At 55.6% G+C, this 18,491-nt stretch carries 16 protein-coding genes; 6 read left to right on the top strand and 10 right to left on the bottom strand.

The genetic code is table 11. The annotated features are described in order from the left end of the window. Positions 1 to 26 precede the first annotated feature (26 nt). The 6 genes from E9531_RS10760 to E9531_RS10785 all read right to left on the bottom strand — a co-directional run bounded on the left by E9531_RS10760 (position 27) and on the right by E9531_RS10785 (position 7,768). The gene (locus E9531_RS10760; protein WP_211343420.1) at positions 27 to 1,451 is read right to left on the bottom strand and encodes an extracellular solute-binding protein; all 1,425 of its coding nucleotides are present in this window, start codon (positions 1,449 to 1,451) and stop codon (positions 27 to 29) included. A 52-nt stretch (positions 1,452 to 1,503) separates the two neighbouring features. Then, positions 1,504 to 2,670 carry an ABC transporter ATP-binding protein gene (locus E9531_RS10765; protein WP_136573764.1) on the bottom strand — a complete coding sequence of 389 codons (1,167 nt, stop codon included), beginning with the start codon at positions 2,668 to 2,670 and terminating at the stop codon, positions 1,504 to 1,506. Further along, complete coding sequence (locus E9531_RS10770) at positions 2,667 to 3,812, bottom strand: ABC transporter ATP-binding protein (protein ID WP_136573765.1); 1,146 nt, start codon at positions 3,810 to 3,812, stop codon at positions 2,667 to 2,669. The genes E9531_RS10765 and E9531_RS10770 overlap by 4 nt, the downstream gene beginning before the upstream one ends. Further along, positions 3,799 to 5,418, bottom strand: a complete 1,620-nt coding sequence (locus E9531_RS10775) for a GMC family oxidoreductase (protein WP_211343421.1) — start codon at positions 5,416 to 5,418, stop codon at positions 3,799 to 3,801. Before E9531_RS10775 ends, E9531_RS10770 begins: the two co-directional genes overlap by 14 nt. Before the next feature lie 424 nt (positions 5,419 to 5,842). After that, a complete protein-coding gene (locus E9531_RS10780) occupies positions 5,843 to 6,733 on the bottom strand; it encodes a fructose bisphosphate aldolase (RefSeq protein ID WP_136573767.1) in 891 nt (296 codons plus the stop codon). 183 nt (positions 6,734 to 6,916) lie between these two features. Next, complete coding sequence (locus tag E9531_RS10785) at positions 6,917 to 7,768, bottom strand: META and DUF4377 domain-containing protein (RefSeq protein WP_136573768.1); 852 nt, start codon at positions 7,766 to 7,768, stop codon at positions 6,917 to 6,919. Positions 7,769 to 8,046: 278 nt separating this feature from the next. On the opposite strand from E9531_RS10785, the gene trpC reads away from it, so the two are divergent. Next, positions 8,047 to 8,850 (top strand): indole-3-glycerol phosphate synthase TrpC, encoded by an 804-nt coding sequence (gene trpC / locus E9531_RS10790; RefSeq protein WP_136573769.1) that lies wholly within the window; start codon positions 8,047 to 8,049, stop codon positions 8,848 to 8,850. Between the two features lie 220 nt (positions 8,851 to 9,070). Here trpC and E9531_RS10795 read toward each other — a convergent pair whose 3' ends face one another. The 3 genes from E9531_RS10795 to E9531_RS10800 all read right to left on the bottom strand — a co-directional run bounded on the left by E9531_RS10795 (position 9,071) and on the right by E9531_RS10800 (position 10,086). Then, positions 9,071 to 9,391, bottom strand: a complete 321-nt coding sequence (locus E9531_RS10795) for a hypothetical protein (protein WP_136573770.1) — start codon at positions 9,389 to 9,391, stop codon at positions 9,071 to 9,073. After that, on the bottom strand, positions 9,388 to 9,510 hold the full coding sequence (locus tag E9531_RS17910) for a hypothetical protein (protein ID WP_280177190.1): 123 nt from the start codon (positions 9,508 to 9,510) through the stop codon (positions 9,388 to 9,390). The genes E9531_RS10795 and E9531_RS17910 overlap by 4 nt, the downstream gene beginning before the upstream one ends. 273 nt (positions 9,511 to 9,783) lie before the next feature. Further along, positions 9,784 to 10,086: a hypothetical protein gene (locus tag E9531_RS10800; protein ID WP_136573771.1), complete on the bottom strand. Its 303-nt coding sequence runs from the start codon at positions 10,084 to 10,086 to the stop codon at positions 9,784 to 9,786. A gap of 389 nt (positions 10,087 to 10,475) precedes the next feature. Here E9531_RS10800 and E9531_RS10805 point away from each other — a divergent pair, with 389 nt between their 5' ends. The 4 genes from E9531_RS10805 (at position 10,476) to E9531_RS10820 (ending at position 14,927) form a co-directional block, all read left to right on the top strand. After that, positions 10,476 to 11,132, top strand: coding sequence for a TetR/AcrR family transcriptional regulator (locus E9531_RS10805; protein WP_136573772.1), 657 nt, complete (start codon positions 10,476 to 10,478; stop codon positions 11,130 to 11,132). A gap of 136 nt (positions 11,133 to 11,268) precedes the next feature. Next, a complete protein-coding gene (locus E9531_RS10810; RefSeq protein WP_136573773.1) occupies positions 11,269 to 13,068 on the top strand; it encodes an acyl-CoA dehydrogenase C-terminal domain-containing protein in 1,800 nt (599 codons plus the stop codon). A 211-nt stretch (positions 13,069 to 13,279) separates the two neighbouring features. Next, entirely contained in the window at positions 13,280 to 14,110 is an 831-nt protein-coding gene (locus E9531_RS10815) for an acyl-CoA thioesterase (RefSeq protein ID WP_136573774.1), read from the top strand. A gap of 25 nt (positions 14,111 to 14,135) precedes the next feature. Further along, the gene (locus tag E9531_RS10820; protein ID WP_136573775.1) at positions 14,136 to 14,927 is read left to right on the top strand and encodes an enoyl-CoA hydratase; all 792 of its coding nucleotides are present in this window, start codon (positions 14,136 to 14,138) and stop codon (positions 14,925 to 14,927) included. A gap of 18 nt (positions 14,928 to 14,945) precedes the next feature. Here the strand turns inward: E9531_RS10820 and E9531_RS10825 are convergent, their stop codons facing one another. After that, positions 14,946 to 15,791, bottom strand: coding sequence for a creatininase family protein (locus E9531_RS10825; RefSeq protein WP_136573776.1), 846 nt, complete (start codon positions 15,789 to 15,791; stop codon positions 14,946 to 14,948). Between the two features lie 256 nt (positions 15,792 to 16,047). Between E9531_RS10825 and E9531_RS10830 the strand changes: the two genes are divergently transcribed. Further along, complete coding sequence (locus E9531_RS10830) at positions 16,048 to 18,471, top strand: protein-disulfide reductase DsbD family protein (protein ID WP_244610076.1); 2,424 nt, start codon at positions 16,048 to 16,050, stop codon at positions 18,469 to 18,471. Positions 18,472 to 18,491: the final 20 nt, after the last annotated feature.

Genomic DNA, 18,491 nt, shown 5'->3' on the forward strand with positions numbered 1-18,491 from the left:
GGTTCAGTGGCACATCGTGTGCTGGCTTACTCAGCCAAAGTACACCGTTGACCGCAAATGGTTTCGAGTTTGGCCTGCCCTTGTTTGGCAGCCTCCTCTGGCGTGAGTCGCCCCAGCCCAACTTGCTGCACGATGGGCCCCAGTGCGTTGTCGATCTCAAAGAACTTGGGCAGCTTGGGTTTGGCAGGCAACACCGCCAGGGTGTCCTTCATTGCCGCATACAAACTGGCCTTTTCCGGCGCTTGCAACGCGGGCAATGCAAACGACGACTGGCGGATGGGCACACCACCGGCGCCCTTGGCAATCAACTCTGCCTGCGTGGATTTGTCGCTGAGCCATTGCAAAAACAAAAAAGTGGCTTCTTTCTTTTTACTGGCGCGTGAAATGGCCATCAGAGACGGCTCGCCTCCAGCGTGGCGTGGACCTGAAAATTGCGCATTGCGAGGAATGCCGCCATACACGAACTGGCCTGACAGGGCCGACGCACCGGGCTTGTCAATGCCCAAAACAAAATCGCTCCATGCAATGGATTGGGCCGCAATACCATTGCCCATGACCGTGGGCACATCCACCAAGGAATACTCCGCCTGGCCGGGCGGCGCAAATGTCCACAACTTGGCCCAGAACGTCATGGCGGCAATATTTTCAGGCGTATTGAAATGGGGGCGGCCATTGGCGTCATACACCCCTCCGCCCCAGTTGTTGAGGAAGTTCTCCCACAAAGTGGTGAATGTGGTTCCCGCAGGAATACCTTCCAGAACAATGCCGTAGAAATCACTCGCCAAAGTTTGTCCTGCCAGCGTCTGGCCGGATTTGCGGGTGAAAAACTCCGCAATATCCATCAGCTGCTGCATGGTGGCTGCAGGCGCGAGATCGTAGCCATATTTGACTTTGAATGCGGCCTGCTCATCTGGGTTTTCCAACAAGTCTTTGCGGGCCCAATAAATCTGGTTGTAGTTCCAGGTCAGAAAGCCATAGTGCTTGTCGCCCCACTGCGTCAGGCTGCGTGCAGCCGGCTCGATAAAATCGGCATCATCCATATGCGGGTTACGCAATTGCGCGTTTTGCACGTATGCATCAATAGGCTCGAGCACCTTGCCTGCCAGCAAAGGCCCAAGCTGCAAACCATGCAGCATGATGGCGTCGTAGTAGCCACGCCCTGAGTACAGATCTGCCTGACCTTTGTTGATCACATCACCATGCCCGAGCAGCTCATACTCCACTTTGATGCCCGTTTCCTTCTCGAACACGGGAACCAATTGCTTCATGGTTTCTTGCAATGGCGTAATCTCATCGAGCACACGGATGGATGTTCCGGCATAGGGCTTGGCAGCCGTTTGGTAAGACCAGTCTTGTGCCACCACCGGGCCCAGCAGCATGCAACTGCACAGGCTCGTGGCCAGCTGGCGGGCAAAACGCTTTCTTAGAGGGAAAGAATGTTTTTTCGTCATGGGAACCTTCTGTAAATGAAGTGATGGGAAATGCAACGGCACCTTCAGGCTCTCAATGGCCTCGAGGCATCAAACGTCCGCTTTGCGGGTGGAAAAGACACAGGCCCTGCTCAGGCAGGAACACATGAACCGGTTGCTCCAATTGCCAAGGCAAGTGCGCAGCCACTTTGGCGCGGATGCGCTGCTCGTCGATGCGCAGCGTCAGCAAGGTGTATTTGCCAAAGGGCTCCACGCCATAGACCGTTGCACGCAAGGCGCCCGCCTCTGGTGGAGCCTCGGACTCAGCAACCGTCAGGGGCTGTACCCGGGTATGCGCAGGCAAAAAACCAATGTGGGCGGACAAACTACCGGTTTCTGCCAAGCACTGCCCCAACCAGAACGGCACCAACGTATAGCCCCATTCAAAACCAGCCCACCATTGCCTCTCATGCTGATGCAGTTGCACCTGCAGCAAATTCATGGCGGGGTCTCCGGTGAGTCTTGCTACATCCATGTCTGCGGGCGCGAGCGTCAGATCTTGGGCCTGACCGATCTGACGAACACCACCATCGACCAACATCACAACCCGATCCGCCACAGCCATCGCTTCCACCACATCAGGCGTTAACCACAGGGTGGGCTGTGCCAATGCTTTTTGCCGCTGTCGAATCTCGCTGCGCAGCTTGTGTCGCAGCTTGGCATCCAAGTGGCCAATCGGCTCATCCAGAATGAACACATCGGGCTGCTGCACCAACGTTCGGCACAGCGCGACACGTTGTTTTTGCCCTCCTGACATATCGGAAGGCCGCCGATCTGCCAAATGGGCTATCTCCGTCAACTCGAGCAGCTCCATGACACGAGCGCGGATGGCAGCAGCATCAGGTTTTTCCCGGCATGCAGGAGACCGCAGCGGGGAGGCCACATTGTCGAAAGCAGACAAGGTTGGATACAGCGCAAACGACTCAAACATGTGCGCGACATGGCGCTTCTGAGGCGGCAATTGCACAACATCGCGCCCAGCCAGCACCACCTCGCCCGCATCGGCTTGCTCCAACCCGCTAATCAAGCGGCCCAAGGTCGTCTTGCCGGCCCCGGATGGGCCCGCCACAGCAACTATTTCTCCGGGCGCAGCCGTAAAGGCCACATCACGAAGAACATGTTGCTCTCCAAAATGCTTGTTCAAGCTGCGTAAGGTCAAACCCTTCTCGCTGATGGGAGAAGGAAGATGCTGCTGTGTCATGTCTGTGCTCCCCGTGTCACCACACCTGTCACACCAGCAAGCAAATTGCAGGTGGTTTGCGCATCAAACACATGCACGTCATGCGGATCAATCGCAACGTTTACCAACTGCCCTTGTGCAAACCCACTGGGGCCATTGACTTCCATAACCAAACGCCCCATGGGACTGCGCAACTGCAACACATCATGGTCTCCGCGCGTTTCGACCACCACAATCGGGGTGGTCATCACCAACGCATGATGGCCGTTCTTCTGAGCCAGCCGCACATGTTCTGGGCGCACGCCCACCACCAGCTTATTGCTGCTGGCACGATGGATGGCTGCGCCATAAGGCTGCAACGGCAACAACAATTCAACGCCTTGCCCAATGGCTATCGCCACCCCTTCGGAGCGGACTTCGAGCAATTGCGCTTCCAGCAGGTTCATCGGTGGCTCGCCAATGAAGCTGGCGACAAACAAGTTGGCAGGCCGCGCATAAATCTCCGCAGGCGTGGCCACTTGCTGCAATACCCCTTTGTCCATCACCGCGATCCGATCGGCCATAGAAATGGCTTCGGTTTGGTCATGCGTGACCAGCACAGAGGTCAGCTTGGCCGCTTTTTGCAAGCGCGCAATTTCGCTGCGCAAGCCCACTTTCTGCGCTGCATCCATGTGACTGAGTGGCTCGTCGAACATGATTAGGTCAGGCTCGCGCACCAAGGCTCGACCTATGGAGACGCGCTGTTGTGCGCCACCGCTGAGTTTGCGCACATTGGCATCCCGCACTTCTTGCAATTCCAGCAGATCAATCACACGCCCAACCGCGCGGTCTATATCACTGTGCAAGGTACTGCGCACACGCAATGGAAACGCAATGTTCTCAAACACACTCAAATGTGGGTACAAGGCATAGTCCTCAAACACCATCGCCACATTACGCGAAGCCGTATCCAGTTGCGAGACATCTCTGGCGCCAAACATAATCTGGCCGCCACTGATGCGCTCGATACCCGCAATCAGTTTCAGTGTCGTTGACTTGCCGCATCCACTGGGGCCCAACAACGCCAGCATCTCGCCATATTCACACTGCAGATTCAAGCCTTCAATCGCAAACGTTTTTCCGTCATAGCTTTTGCTCACGTTTTTCAATTCAACCGCGACCATGCTGCCCCCCCTCTGACGCACTAGCGTGAACACGGTCATGCGAGGCGAGCATGGCTTGCGCTGCTATTTCGCCAATCAGCACGCAAGGTGCATGTGTGTTGCCTGTTGTGACCTCGGGCATGATCGACGCATCGACCACGCGCAAACCTTGCACCCCGTGCACGCGCAACTGCCCATCCACCACAGCCCCGTCATCTGTGCCCATGCGCGCGGTACCTGACTGATGAAAATACGTACCTGCAGCTTGACGTAGCCACTGCTGCATGACTTCCTCACCCAATGGACCTGGCATCCATTCGCGCCGCCTGAAAGGAGCCACTTCAGGGGCGTTGCCCAATTCGCGGCACAACTTGATGCAAGCCATCAGTGCCTGCACGTCTTCAGGTGCAGACAAAAAATTCGCGTCCACTCTTGGGGCCTGATGGGGATTGGCACTGGCCAAATACACATGCCCACGGCTTTCTGGCCGTACCAAGCCAGGCGCCAACGTCCAGGCCACAGAGCGATCAGCGGGCAGTCCATACGCAGGCCCGGTCACCTCGCTACCAAATGCACACTCTTCCAAAACAGGTTGTAAATCTGGTCGATCCAGCGATGGATGGCTTTTCCAAAACAGCGTAAATTCAGCCGCATTGTTGCGTGGAGGCTCAGGTGATACGTACTCCCACACACAGCCAGCGACCAGAATATGGTCTTGAAAATTGGCACCAACCCCTGGCGCATGCACAGGGCAGTCAATGCCGTGCTGCTGCAGTTGCGCTCGATCACCAATGCCCGAAAGCATGAGGATTTTTGGGGTTTGTATAGCGCCAGTGGACAGCACCACTTCCTCGCCAACCACGACGGTCTGAACCTGACCACGCCACTCAAACTGCACCGCACGGGCGCGCTTTTCTTGCAGTACTACACGATGCACATGGGCACCGAGCAATACGGTCAGATTCTTGCGCTGCTGCTGTGTTGGCCGCACATACGCACTGGCCACCGATACCCGCTTGGCATCAGGAGCCACATTCACGTTGGCAATGCCGCAAGCTCCATCACCTTCCATGGCAGCACCGTTGAGGTCATCAACCTCCGGTATACCCATCGCTTGACAAGCTTGCGCCAGCGCCCGAGCCACAGGTACAGGATCAGAAGGCTTGGTGATGTACATAGGCCCGCCACGGCCGCGGCGCTGCACATCCGGCGTACCTTGCCAGTCTTCAATGCATCTGTATGCTTGCAGCACATTTGCATAGGACCATCGGCTATCGCCACTGGCCTTGGCCCATCGCTCAAAGTCATTGCGATGGCCACGTGCCCAGATCAAACCATTAGTGCTGGAGCCGCCGCCCAATACACGCCCCATCGGCAACGGTAAACGCCGTCCTGCAAGATGTGTTGAGGGCTCTGCCGTGAACTGCCAATCGCGCTCAGAACCGATGTTGGACATCCAACGTCGTGCATCCTCCACCTGCTCCACCCTTTCGTCGCCACCAGCCTCGAGCAGCAGCACAGAAGCATCTGTCATTTGGGCCAACCGACTGGCCACCACGCCGCCTGCAGCGCCAGCGCCGCACACCACATAGTCATACGTTGCCAACAGATTCACTGATTGATCCACGGTTACTCCTGCATGTGTCTTTTTCCGCACATGAAACATGTGCGGGCATTGAGCCAAACCATCCTGTACCTGTTTGCAGGCTTCGTTTTAAAAGCCATGCAAACATGTATACATGTGGTACACCACATAAGCAGTTTCTATGCCATGCTGCAACCACTCAATTTGCACTGAAATAGCCTATGGCCAGCGGCGTCAAGTCCCTATTCAGTGCACAGCACCCGCAGTGCGGGGGGCATTGGTGCATTGCCAACTTGAATGCACCTTGCGAGGGATGGACTGGTCGTTCAAAAGAATGCCATCGGGCATGCAGTCGCCGCTATCGAAGACATGCCAATGTCTGGTTTGCAAAACCTTTGGCCGTTGCCAGGCACAAAAAAAAGAGGGCATCTCTGCCCTCTTGGTGAATTCAGCAAACGCTGGAGCGTCAAGCGATAGAAGCTTGGTAGATCGATTCGATCGACGCGTCCAAAGCCTGATTGAATTCTGCATCGCTTTGCTTGGCAGACAGGCCTTCTGTCAAAGCACGGCTGAAGCTGGCGATCACGCCTTTGTTTTGTGCCAACTTGGCGTTGGCTTGCTCGCGGCTGTATCCGCCAGACAGGGCCACGACTTTCAACACGCTAGGGTGAGCCACCAACTCGTCAAAATAGCCATCGACCACAGGCAGGGTCAATTTCAGCATCACTGGGGTGGCTGGATTGACCCTGTCCAGGCGCGCCAGCAGGCCTTTTTTCAATTCCACTTCAATGGCTTCCTTGTCAGCAGCCTTGATGTCGACTTCTGGCTCAATGATCGGGACCAAACCAGCATCAAGCACTTGCTGACCCAACTCGAACTGCTGATCCAGCACAGCCGCAATGCCTTGTGCATTGTTGGCTTTGATCACCGAACGCTCTTTCGTACCGAACACGCCTTTGGCCTTGGCACGGGCCAACAACTCTGCCAAACCTGGAATCGGCTTCATCAGTTGCACGCCATTGGCTTCATCATGCAGACCTTTGTCGATCTTCAGGAAAGGCACCACGCGCTTGTCATCCCACAGGTATTGGGCTGCATTTTTGCCATTGAACTCACGGTCCAAGGTCATTTCAAACAAAATCGCGCCTAACACGCGCTTGCCATCAAACGCAGGGCTGCTCACGATACGGGTACGCATCTGGTGCACCAAATCGAACATTTGCGCATCGCCGCTGTACTCGTTTTCTTCGATGCCATAGAGTTTGAGCGCTTTAGGGGTGCTGCCACCACTTTGGTCCAGTGCGGCAATAAAGCCTTGGCCGCTGGCGATACGCTGGTGTTGTTCGGTCGTCGACATGTGCTGTCTCCTTGCTGATGAAACAATAAACGGATTGAAAAAATCGATGCGGTACTGCGGACTGCGCCAAGCCAGTGCCTACGACAAGGAAGGCGGGTATCTATACAAAAATTTGCCAGAGACAGGCGCCTCTGGCATGGGTGGTCGATAGTAAGCCCGCATAGAACCGACTAACCGGCCATTTTAACGGGCAATCTCTGTGCTGACCCGCATATCCAATACATACACATAGCGGGAAGCATCAGCAGGCGGATTGCTGCGTGTGTAGCGATTGATACGCAGCACGGTTCTCTCGCCACGTTGGTGGCTAAAGCCTTGAATCTCATCGTAGAAGAGCTGCCATGGCCCTGTTCCTTTGCGCAAGCCGTTGTCGTCGTATTCCACACGGCGAACTTCCAGACACTGGCGGGCACGCACACCATCATTGCAACTGCGCGTTTGCGGTGCAATCTCCAAAAAAATACGTTCCGCGGCGCTGCCATAGCGTGTGGCATCGGTCGGTTGCCCCTCCAAACTCCACTGGCTGCCATTGGCAAACGTCAGTTGCAGGCTGGGAGCCTGTGGAGTGCCCGCACTCTTCCATGTCTTAACGCCTACCAAGGCTTCTGCCAAACGGTTTTCCAAATCCATCAACCGGGTATCTGCACAAGCCATCATGGTGCGAATCCCGGACTTCAGGGTCATCGCATTGCCTGTTGTTGTATAGCCTGCATTGACCACATTACACAACCCACTGACCGAGAGCGTATGCGTGTCAGCATGGAATGTGAGCTTCACAGGAGAACGTAGCGCAGCTTTGTTTTTGTCGAACCATACCTGGTCAGGACCACTCACTGCGTTGAGTTGCCAATGAAAAGCCGGCAATACCTCTGCGGCATCAAAAGGAGTTTGTGCTGAGGGCTGGCTCGTTCCAGCAAAAATATCCCTGCCTCCTGTATCACCCGCTGCGGGCGCATTGCCTCCAGAACCAGTCGCGCAGGCAGTAAGCATGCCGCAACACAACACACTCAAAAACAGGTTGATCTTTTGTTGCATCGTCTTCCTTTCATTCAATTAGGCCATTAGGCAATGGCTGCAGGCGCACGCTTCATGCACACAACGCCATATGCCTTAGAACGTGTTTACCCCCATCATAACAAGCACCGTTTCTGCCCATCTTCGCGACTGCCTCTTCGCAGAGGAGGCGATAATCCCCCCTGCGCTTGGTATAAGCGCCTGCCGTCTGCAGGTCACGCTACTGCGTACGCAAGCTGTTGTTATTTGTTTGAATAGTGCCGCCGTGCACTGGTTTGGTGTCTTTGCTGGGAGCTGTTGTGTCCGATATTCTGGAAAAAATCATTGCTGTAAAGCACGAAGAAATTGCCTTGGCGCAAAGAAAAATCCCGCTGGCAGCCATGCGCGCGGATGCCGAAAGCCGCATTCTCACGCGTGACTTTGTCGGTGCTTTGCGCGCCAAAATCGCGCAAGACCAAGCCGCAGTCATTGCTGAGGTGAAGAAGGCCAGTCCCAGCAAAGGACTGCTGCGCCCTGAGTTCTACCCTTCGGACATTGCCCAAAGCTATGCCGAGGGTGATGGCAAGACTTCTGCAGCGTGCTTGTCTGTACTCACAGACAAAACTTTTTTCCAAGGCAGTGTGGACTACCTGAAGCAAGCCAGGGCCAGCGTAGACCTGCCTGTTTTGCGCAAGGACTTCATGGTCGCGCCCTACCACATCTACGAGTCAAGGGCGATGGGCGCTGATGCCGTGCTGCTGATCGTTGCGGCGCTGGAAGATGGTCTGATGGCCGAGCTGGAGGCGATTGCCCATGCGCTGGACATGGCCGTCTTGATTGAAGTGCATGACCAGCTCGAACTTGAACGGGCCTTGCGCCACCTCAAGTCACCTCTCTTGGGCATCAACAACCGCAACCTGCGAACCTTCGAGACATCATTGAACACCACATTGGCTTTGCAACAATACGTGCCAACAGATCGGTTACTGATTACCGAATCAGGTATTGCCACTCCAGAAGATGTGCACACCATGCGCAGCGCTGGCATCCACAGCTTTTTGGTGGGTGAAGCGTTCATGCGAGCACCCGAACCAGGCCAAGCATTGGCGCAATTGTTCGGGTAATTATTGACATCAAGGTACAGGTCAAAAGAAAGCGTCTGTTTTGCCAGCCACATTAAACGTCTGATCTCAACACCTAACGCCAGCTAAACCTGTTCTATTAATCGTCTGCACAGAAAAAAAGCCCTCCGCACGAATATGCAGAGGGCTTTTTTTGCGTTGCAACAAAGGTCATCAAACCTTTGAGCAACTAAAGCGCGTCAAGCTCCAGACTGTCGTGGAATTATTCACCCACAGAGAGGCGGTCATTTTTCATCGCATCCACGGCTTCTGCATGCACTTGGGCACGGCTCAGAGCAGAACCTTGAGAAGCCGCAGCTTGCTCAGAATAAGCACTTACATCATCGCGAAAAGCGTGGTTCTGAATGGCTTGGCGAGCTTGTGCTTGCACATCTGCACGGTTCACGGTGGAGCTTCCCGCATAGCTCAAGTCTTCAAACAGGGGGTGAATGCCTGCAGCCGGTTGTGCAGCCTGGGCTTGCACGCCAGCAACAGCAGAAATAGAAACAGCAACAACGGCCAACACTTTATTCAACGAGATCATGGTATTTCCTTTAAAGCACCGTTCATCAAATCAAAAACCACATAGCCGGTTGGGTGCGCCGACTCGTGGTGGTGGGCAATGCCCAACCGATGGATGAACTGTAATGTTTCGATATTCAAAGATAAATATCAAAAAATACCTCAATCAATCTCGAAAAATGAAACATTAAACCCAATGGCGTAGGCCTTGGGCTACAAGCCCTTGACTGGACTGCGTTTGCGGAAAATACGGTTGCACCAAACTGGTTCATCTGAAAAAGCACCATCTGGGTGCTGTCATCTGGAATATGGTAATGACCTGCATGTATAAACCACCGCGCCACACGACAACCGCATCACGCATGGAAAGCACGACCCGCAATGGTCAAAGCGCGCTTGCGCGATTGAGATTGCTCACACCTTGCCGGATTTGCGCAAGTAACTCTCGGCTTTGTCGATCCACAGCTGCAAGCTATCGTGCAGATCTTTCTGGCTGAAAGAGCAACTTTCTTCAGTGAACAGCGCACCCGCCTCCAGACGATTGAGCAAATCCTGCAGCACCACAGTAAAGGGAGGAGGCAATGCGTCGAGTAACGCACGCTTGTGTTGCACCCACTCCCCCAACGCGCCTGCGCGCAATTGCCCAGCCTTGAGGGCATTGAGCTGGCTTTGCATATGCGCGACCGAATCCAACGCTGTATTGACCGATTCCACCATGATTGCTGTCTCCTGCTTGAACAGCCGCTAGTGTAGAAGCGGCAAGCCCCCATCACACGATCTTTACAGGTTCGAGACGCCACAAGAAACAGTCTTGCCATCTGCGCGTAAAGGCTTCAACGCAAACGTACCAGCTTCAAACGAGGCGGTGCAAGATGTACTGCATTGTTCAAAATCCCAGCGGACTGTGCACACACCGCTGTTTTGGCCGCACATAGCCTCTTTTTGAACCATCCACGCAGTCTACGTGAAGAGCTTGAACAGACGCTTATAGGGCTAACCCCGCCTTCAACCATGCGCAGCACGCTTGCCAAACAGCCAATAGCCCATAAAATAGCACGGTCGTTCTATTTAACGCCTACAACTGAATTCCCACAATGCATTACCCCATGGCCGATCAACACACGGATGCCTGCGTGGCACCAGCCGAAAAAACCGCTGGCGCGAGCAAAAGGCAGCAAACTCGGCAGGCTATTCTCAATGCCGCAATGCGTCTGGTAGCACAGGTGGGACTTGAAGGGCTGTCGATCGGAGGCTTGGCCGATGAAGCAGGAATGAGCAAATCTGGCGTCTTTGCCCACTTCGGTTCACGCGAAGAATTGCAAATCGCAGTGGTCGCGCACTATCACCAAAATTTCCAGGATGAGGTCTTTACGCCCTCGATGACCGAGCCCCGTGGTCTGCCGCGCCTGAACCGCATGGTGCAACTGTGGATGGAACGTATCGTCTCTACTGCTGACTCAGGTATTTTCATCAGCGGCGCAGTGGACTTCGATGACCGCCCCGGGCCAGTGCGTGACGCCCTCAAGCAATCGGTACGCACTTGGATGGGTGCCGTACAACGCGCCGTGCAACAAAGTCAGGAAGAAGGCCACTTGTGCGCACAGCGTGAACCCGAACAACTGGTCTTTGAGATCCACGGTTTGATTCTGGCCTTGCACTACGACAAGCGTTTTTTACTCAACCCCAATGCTCACGCTTATGCCCAAGCAGGCCTGCAACGACTTTTGGATGCACATGCGGGGCAAACCAGCCCGACAAGCTAAAAAGCGCCCTTCATTGAGTAACGTTTGCAAAACCCGTGATGCCTCATACAGGCTCTTTGACTACGTAGCCCATCTGTTTTTGACAGGCTTATCTTGAAACTTTACGCGCCATAACACGACAACACTGGAGACCACCATGCCACTGACTTACACACCGCCTATCCGAGACATGCAGTTCGTTTTGCACGAATGGCTGGGTGCCACCGCCAAACTCAAAGAGCTGCCCCGCTACGCTGACTTTGACCAAGACACGTTCAACGCGGTGTTGGAAGAGGCTGGTAAATTTGCCGCAGAAGTGATAGCACCCACCAACAGCGTTGGTGATACGCAAGGCTGTCAATTGGACCGCAGCAGCCACAGTGTCAAAACGCCTGATGGTTTTAAAGAAGCCTACGCCCAGTATGTGGAGGCTGGCTGGCCTGCACTGGCCTGCGAACCGGAATATGGCGGCCAAGGCTTGCCCTTTGTGGTCAACCAGTGCTTGTATGAAATGCTCAACAGTGCCAACCAAGCCTGGACGATGTACCCCGGCCTCTCGCACGGCGCCTATGAGGCCCTGCTGGCGCATGGCAGTTCAGAGCTCAAGCAACGCTACTTGCCCCAACTCACCAGTGGGCAATGGACTGGCACCATGTGCCTGACCGAACCCCATTGCGGGACTGATCTGGGCTTGCTGCGCTCGAAAGCCGAGCCCCAAGCTGATGGCTGCTACCGTATCACTGGCAACAAAATTTTCATCAGTGCGGGCGAACACGACATGGCCGAGAATATCGTCCACTTGGTCTTGGCACGCCTGCCCGATGCACCAGCAGGAAGCAAAGGCATCAGCTTGTTTGTGGTCTCCAAGTTCCAGCTCACGGCAGATGGCTCGCTGGGCGAGCGCAACCCCATTTTCTGCACGGGCCTGGAACACAAAATGGGTATCCATGGCAATGCCACAGCCCAACTCACGCTCGACGGGGCCATCGGCCACTTGGTTGGCGAGCCACACAAAGGCTTGGCCGCCATGTTTGTGATGATGAATGCCGCACGCCTTGGAGTTGGCAACCAATCCCTTGGCCTGACTGAAATTGCATACCAAAATGCCTTGGCCTATGCCAAGGAGCGCTTGCAAATGCGTAGCCTCTCCGGCCCCAAAGCGCCCGATCAACCAGCAGACCCGATTATCGTGCACCCTGACGTGCGCCACCAGCTCCTCACGGCCAAGGCCTACGCCGAAGGTGGGCGTATGCTGGGCAGCTACTGCGGCCTGTTGCTGGACCAAGCCCACCACAGTACAGACGATGCGCAGCGCCAAACGGCCCATGCGCAGCTGGCCTTATTAACGCCCGTAGTCAAAGCCTTCCTGACCGACAACGGTTTAACGGCCACCATCGGTTGCCAGCAAGTATTTGGTGGGCATGGTTACATCCACGAAACAGGCATGGAGCAACTGGTGCGCGATGCACGTATCAACCTCATCTATGAAGGCACCAATGCGGTCCAGGCCCTAGACCTACTGGGCCGCAAAGTCATGGGCGACCAAGGCAAAGCCCTGACTGCGTTTGGCAAGCAAATTGCAGCCTGGGGTGCGCAGCACAGCCAAGAGCCCAAGCTGATCGAGTTTCTGCTGCCCTTGCAAAGCATTGGCGAACGGCTCACTGAAGTCACACAGGCTTTGGGCGCCAAAGCGCAACGTAACCCTGATGAAATTGGCGCAGCTGCAGTCGACTATCTGCGTGTTGTCGGGCACCTCACTTTTGGCTGGCTCTGGGCGCAGGCCGCCAACATTGCCATCAAAGCCATTGCCGATGGGAAAACCGATCCCATCTACCCAGCCAAACTGGAAACTGCCAAGTTCTATTTCAGCCGCCTGCAACCCGAAGTGGAAACAGCCTTCAAACGCCTGCAGTCCAGTGCCAATGTGGTGATGAAAACCACCCATGCCTTGGCTTAATGAGACTGCAAGTGGTTGCGGCCAAACAGGTTCCGACAAAAGACCTGTGCCGCACTGAAAAACAGTCTCGCAGGTGTCTGACAGCATGATGCAGTCATGCCATAACAGCAGCACCCTAGCAACAGCCGGGTGCCACGCAAAACCGCGGCGACCTCCCTATTACGCTGCATGGTCTGCATGCAGCGCCCCTCCCTTGCACAACGACTCGCTTATGAATGCACCCGTGCACCCTTTTGATGCAGCCATCGCCTTGCAACGTACCGCCCAGGGCGACTATTTAGGTCATACCACACCCGCTTACCGGAACATGGTGGGGCCTTTTGGTGGTATTACCGCAGCAGTACTGCTCAATGCCGTGATGCAACACCCACAACGTTTGGGCGATCCCACCGCAATGACACTGAACTACGCAGGCCCCGTGCCAGACGGCCCGTTCCGTATCGTCGCCAAACCGGTGCGCACCAATCGCTCCAGTCAACATTGGGTGTTGGAGCAATGGGTGCTGGAAAACGGGCAGGACACCATTGCCACCACCGCCACCGTGATGACGGCTGCGCGCAAAGCCACCTGGTCAGGCAGCGACATTCCTGCCCCCGCAACGGGCGGGCCTGACGCTGGCGTCAAGCCGCTTGTCGTGACGGGATTCACGCCATGGCTTGAGCAATACGCCATCGTGCCTATAACGGGGGCCATCCCATCCGACTGGAACGATGCCATCGGCGAGAGCAGCCTCTCGCAGTTGTGGGTGCGAAAAACTATGCCACGCCCACTCGATTTCTGTGGCCTGGTAGCCGCTTGCGACGTGTTTTACCCTCGCATATGGCTCAAACGTGCAAGGCAAGTACCCGCAGGTACCGTCTCCATGACGGTGTATTTCCACGCCAACCAGTCACAACTGGACGCCACCGGTGACGGCTACCTGCTGGCACAGGCTAATGGACAAGAATACCGGGACAATTACGCCGATCAAAGCGGCCAGCTCTGGAGCCACAACGGTCAGGTTCTAGCCACCACACACCAACTCGCTTACTTCAAAGAATAGCCTCGCATACTTCAAGGAGCCTTCCATGAGCACCCCGACACCCCCTGTTGATGGCGTTTTAGCCCACACCGAAAATGGCGTTATGACCTTGACGCTCAACCGCGTTGACAAGAAAAACGCCTTCACGCAAGCGATGTACTGTGCCTTGGCCGATGCCTTGACACAAGCGACCGACAACCCACAAGTGCGGGTAGTGGTGATTCAAGGCCACGTCAGCGTTTTCAGCGCAGGCAATGACATTGCCGATTTTCAAAAAGCGCGCCCCAGTGACGACGAAAACCACGTTTTCCGGCTGCTACGCCTACTGGCTTGTTTCCCCAAACCTTTGCTAGCCTCGGTCTGCGGCCCGGCAGTGGGCATTGGCACGACACTTTTGCTGCATTGCGACCTGGTGTATGCAGGCGACAACGCCGCATTCTCACTGCCTTTTGTGAATTTGGGCCTGTGCCCAGAAGCGGGCTCGTCCTTGTTGCTGCCTCAACTGCTTGGCCATCAACGTGCCAGTGAAGCCCTGTTACTGGGAGAACCATTCTTTGCCGATGCGGCACTTGAAGTGGGCTTGGTCAACCGCATCGTTCCCCCCACCGAGGCCAACGACCATGTACAGGCACAGGCGGCCAAGCTGGCAGCGAAACCACTGGCTTCCTTGTTGGCTACCAAACGCCTGCTCAAAGGCGCCAATCAAGAAGCGGTACTGCAACGTATTGATGAGGAGGCCAAAATTTTTGGTGAGCTGCTGCATGGCCCTGCAGCCAAAGAAGCCTTCAGCGCCTTCATGGAAAAGCGCAAACCGAATTTCTCCGATCTGGCACAGTAACTGTCAATCTTCCCAGATTCAGGGCAAAGGCAATTGACTGATCTCGCCCACTACCGTCAATAGTTGGCGTGCGGCATTCTCTACCAGCAATTGCCCTTTTTCTGCGGTTGCGGCAGCCGCGTTGCCGGCCGCACCTTGCCGGTTGTAGTCCTGCATCATCCAGCCCATTTTGGCACTTTTGCCATTGCCAATCAGGTCGTATTGCGCCGCACGCTGCTCAGAAGTGGATGCAAAATGCTGCGCATGCTCCATCGCTACCCACTCAGGGCACAAATGCCGCATGATGGCTGTCTCATCTTCGCCGGCATGAACACCAAACCGGTCTTCATGGGCGTTCGATAGCGCCTCTATCTCTTCGGTACGTGGCAAATTGAACCAACTGCAGCTGTACACGAGCAAGCCATACTGCTGGCGTAATTGGCGCGCGACCATGTCCATCACGCTGACTTGTCCCCCATGACTATTGAACAGCAATACACGGCGCACGCCACTGGCTGCAATGCCTGCACCAATGTCATTCCATAACGCCAAAATGGTCGTGGCAGACAACGTCAATGTGCCTGCGAAGCTGGCATGCTCTGGGCTGAAACCGATTGCCTGCGTAGGAAGAATCAACAAAGGAGGCCGCGTGTTTTCAGGCTGCGCATGCCAGTGCACCTGCATCGCATCGATGATTCCTTCAGTAATGGCCGTATCCACACACAAAGGCAAATGTGGGCCATGCTGCTCGGTCGCCCCCAACGGCAAAACAGCTACCGTGCGCGCCATCAGTGCGGTGTCCGCGCGCGCTTGAAAGTCGCGTGTACTCAATGCATCCCAACGCCAATGGGGCCAAGAAACGTGTGAAGTGGTGGTATCAGCCATAGCGGCATTATGCAGGCGCTGTCTGAACGGCATACACAGTTGCAAGTGCGAAACTGCTGCTGCACAACAGGGGCTCTGGCCACGCGAGGGAACCTCTTGCCGGGCCATCTCTCATAATCATGGTTTTTCCGCACTCTTACATACGAGGAAACGATCCTCTTGTCCTGCTTTTTTGTCTTTCGTCATCTCCTGCCCATCACGGGATTATGCGATGTGCGACTGGCTTTTTGTTCTCATGCCATATTCATTCAATCGTGTGACTGAACGCCATAGCGCATCACCGCACCCCGCCAATCACGTCGCCAAAAGTTTTACACGTGTGGCCATGGTGGTAGGCAAGTTAGCGCTTGTCTGTGCCTTGCTGTGGCAGTTCCTGTGGATTGCCTCTCCTGCCATTGGGCAAAACCTCTTTTCTGCCCCAAACCCACTCAGCAGTAACCATGCCGCTAGCAACCGTGCAGTGGTGCAAACGCCGCAGGTGCGCGCAGAACTGGTCGCACTGGCGCCCGAAGGCATTGCTGCAGGCGACACAATCCATCTTGGCTTACTGCTGGAACACGCATCGGGCTGGCACACTTACTGGAAAAACCCTGGTGATTCTGGCTTGCCTACCGAGCTGAACTGGCAACTGCCAAGTGGCTGGCAAGCTGGAGCCATTCAATGGCCCACACCGCTGAAACTACGCATTGGTGAACTGGCCAACTATGGGTACGAAGGTCGCACCCTGCTGCCCGTGGCAGTTACCATTCCTGCCGACTGGACGCCTGATACCAACCATGGCACCTTTGCCAGAACAGACGAAGTCACCATTGCGTTAGAAGCCAACTGGCTGGTCTGCAAACTCGAATGCATTCCTGAGTCTGGGCAATTTACCCTCACGTTGCCAACTCAAACGTCCACAGGACTCTACGCCCAAGACTTTCAAAATGCCTGGTCCGATATACCTGTAGAGATTACCCAGTCTATCCATGGCAGCCATGCCGACGCCCAAGGCGATCGGTTAATGGTGCATATAGAGGGCCTGCCTGAGCACCTGCAGGGCCAGCAGCTTGAATTGTTCATTGACGAGCCACAGGTCGTTACGCACGGTGCGCGGGCCCAGAAAGAATGGCAACAGCGCTGGGACGGCACAGCATGGCAGGCAGACATTCCCCTGGCGCTGGACCGCCAAGCCAGCGGCAAACACCTCAACATCGTTATCACACGTTTATCGCAAAGCGAAGGGGGTGATTGGGATCCAACAGCACGCAGCACTAATGACGCCATGGGGTGGCAATTGCAAGTGCCCATCACTACCGGCTGGCCCGCCACCTTGCAAGCCCAGCCCAGCCCCGCCCTATTGCAGGCGCTGGCAGACAACGCGCAAGCGGCCAGCACCCATCGCACAAGCGAGAAATCCGGCTTACCTGTAGTCGCCAGCACGCAGACAACATGGAGCTTGCACGAATGGGCCTGGATGTTGCTGTTTGCCTTTGCAGGCGGCGCGCTGTTGAATTTGATGCCTTGTGTATTTCCGGTTCTGGCCATCAAAGCCCTTTCCATAGTCCAAAGCAACCACAGCCATACCAGTCAGCGCCGCAGCGCCTGGGCTTATGGCGCTGGTGTCGTTGTGTCTTTTGCGGCCATGGGGGCAGCAGTATTGGCTCTGCGCAGCGCAGGCGCACAACTAGGCTGGGGATTTCAACTCCAGTCACCATGGTTTGTTGCAGCGCTGGCCTTATTGTTCACAGTGATGGGGCTAGCGTTGGCAGGAGCCGTGCAATTCGGGCTTTGGGTTCCACAACGCTGGCGTAGCGCAGGAGCAAGCCAAGGGGCTTCTGCCGCCTTTGCCTCCGGCGTGTTGGCGTCTCTGGTCGCATCGCCATGTACAGGGCCATTCATGGGTGCGGCCTTAGGGGCCGCCTTGTCGTTCCCTGTCGCTGCAGCCATGGGCATCTTTCTGGTTATGGGTATCGGCATGGCCCTGCCTTTAATGGCATTGGTCTGGTTCCCTCAACTGATCAACCGACTCCCAAGGCCGGGAGCCTGGATGGAAACGTTCCGCAATGCCATGGCTTTCCCCATGTTTGCCACGGTGGTGTGGTTGCTGTGGGTCTTGGCCAATCAAGTCGGTATCAATGCCATGGTGGCTTGGCTGGCGGTGCTATGGGCCTTGAGTTTTAGTTTGTGGCTGATCGGCAAGCGTCCCGCAGGCCAGCACAATGTCGGGCTGCAGGTGCTATGGCTGGCTGTGCTGGCCTTGCCTTTGGCCATAGCGGCATGGAGTGGACGCTATTTCGCGCTCACCCAGAACGCGCCCTCAACGCATTCAGCCTCAGCAGCCAGCGAACAGGGGTTATGGCAAGACTGGAGTGCGCAGACCCAAGCTGACAGCTTGGCAGCCCAACGGCCTGTATTCGTGGACTTCACCGCCACTTGGTGCATTACTTGCCAGTACAACAAAATGACCACGCTAGCCGACAACGACGTATTGGCAGACTTTGCCGCTGCCAACGTACTATTGCTACGCGCCGATTGGACGCGGCAAAACCCGGCCATCACCCAAGCACTGAATGCGCTGGGGCGCACAGGAGTGCCAACTTATGCACTGCATATGCCCGGGCAAGCCCCTGTGGTGATGATGGAAATTCTGGACAAAACCGAACTGCGTGCGCAACTCAAGGCACTAGCTACACCTTGAGTACATACATTAGCGCTCAA

This window comes from Lampropedia puyangensis, assembly GCF_004833285.1.
In the GTDB taxonomy this organism is placed as follows: domain Bacteria; phylum Pseudomonadota; class Gammaproteobacteria; order Burkholderiales; family Burkholderiaceae_C; genus Lampropedia; species Lampropedia puyangensis.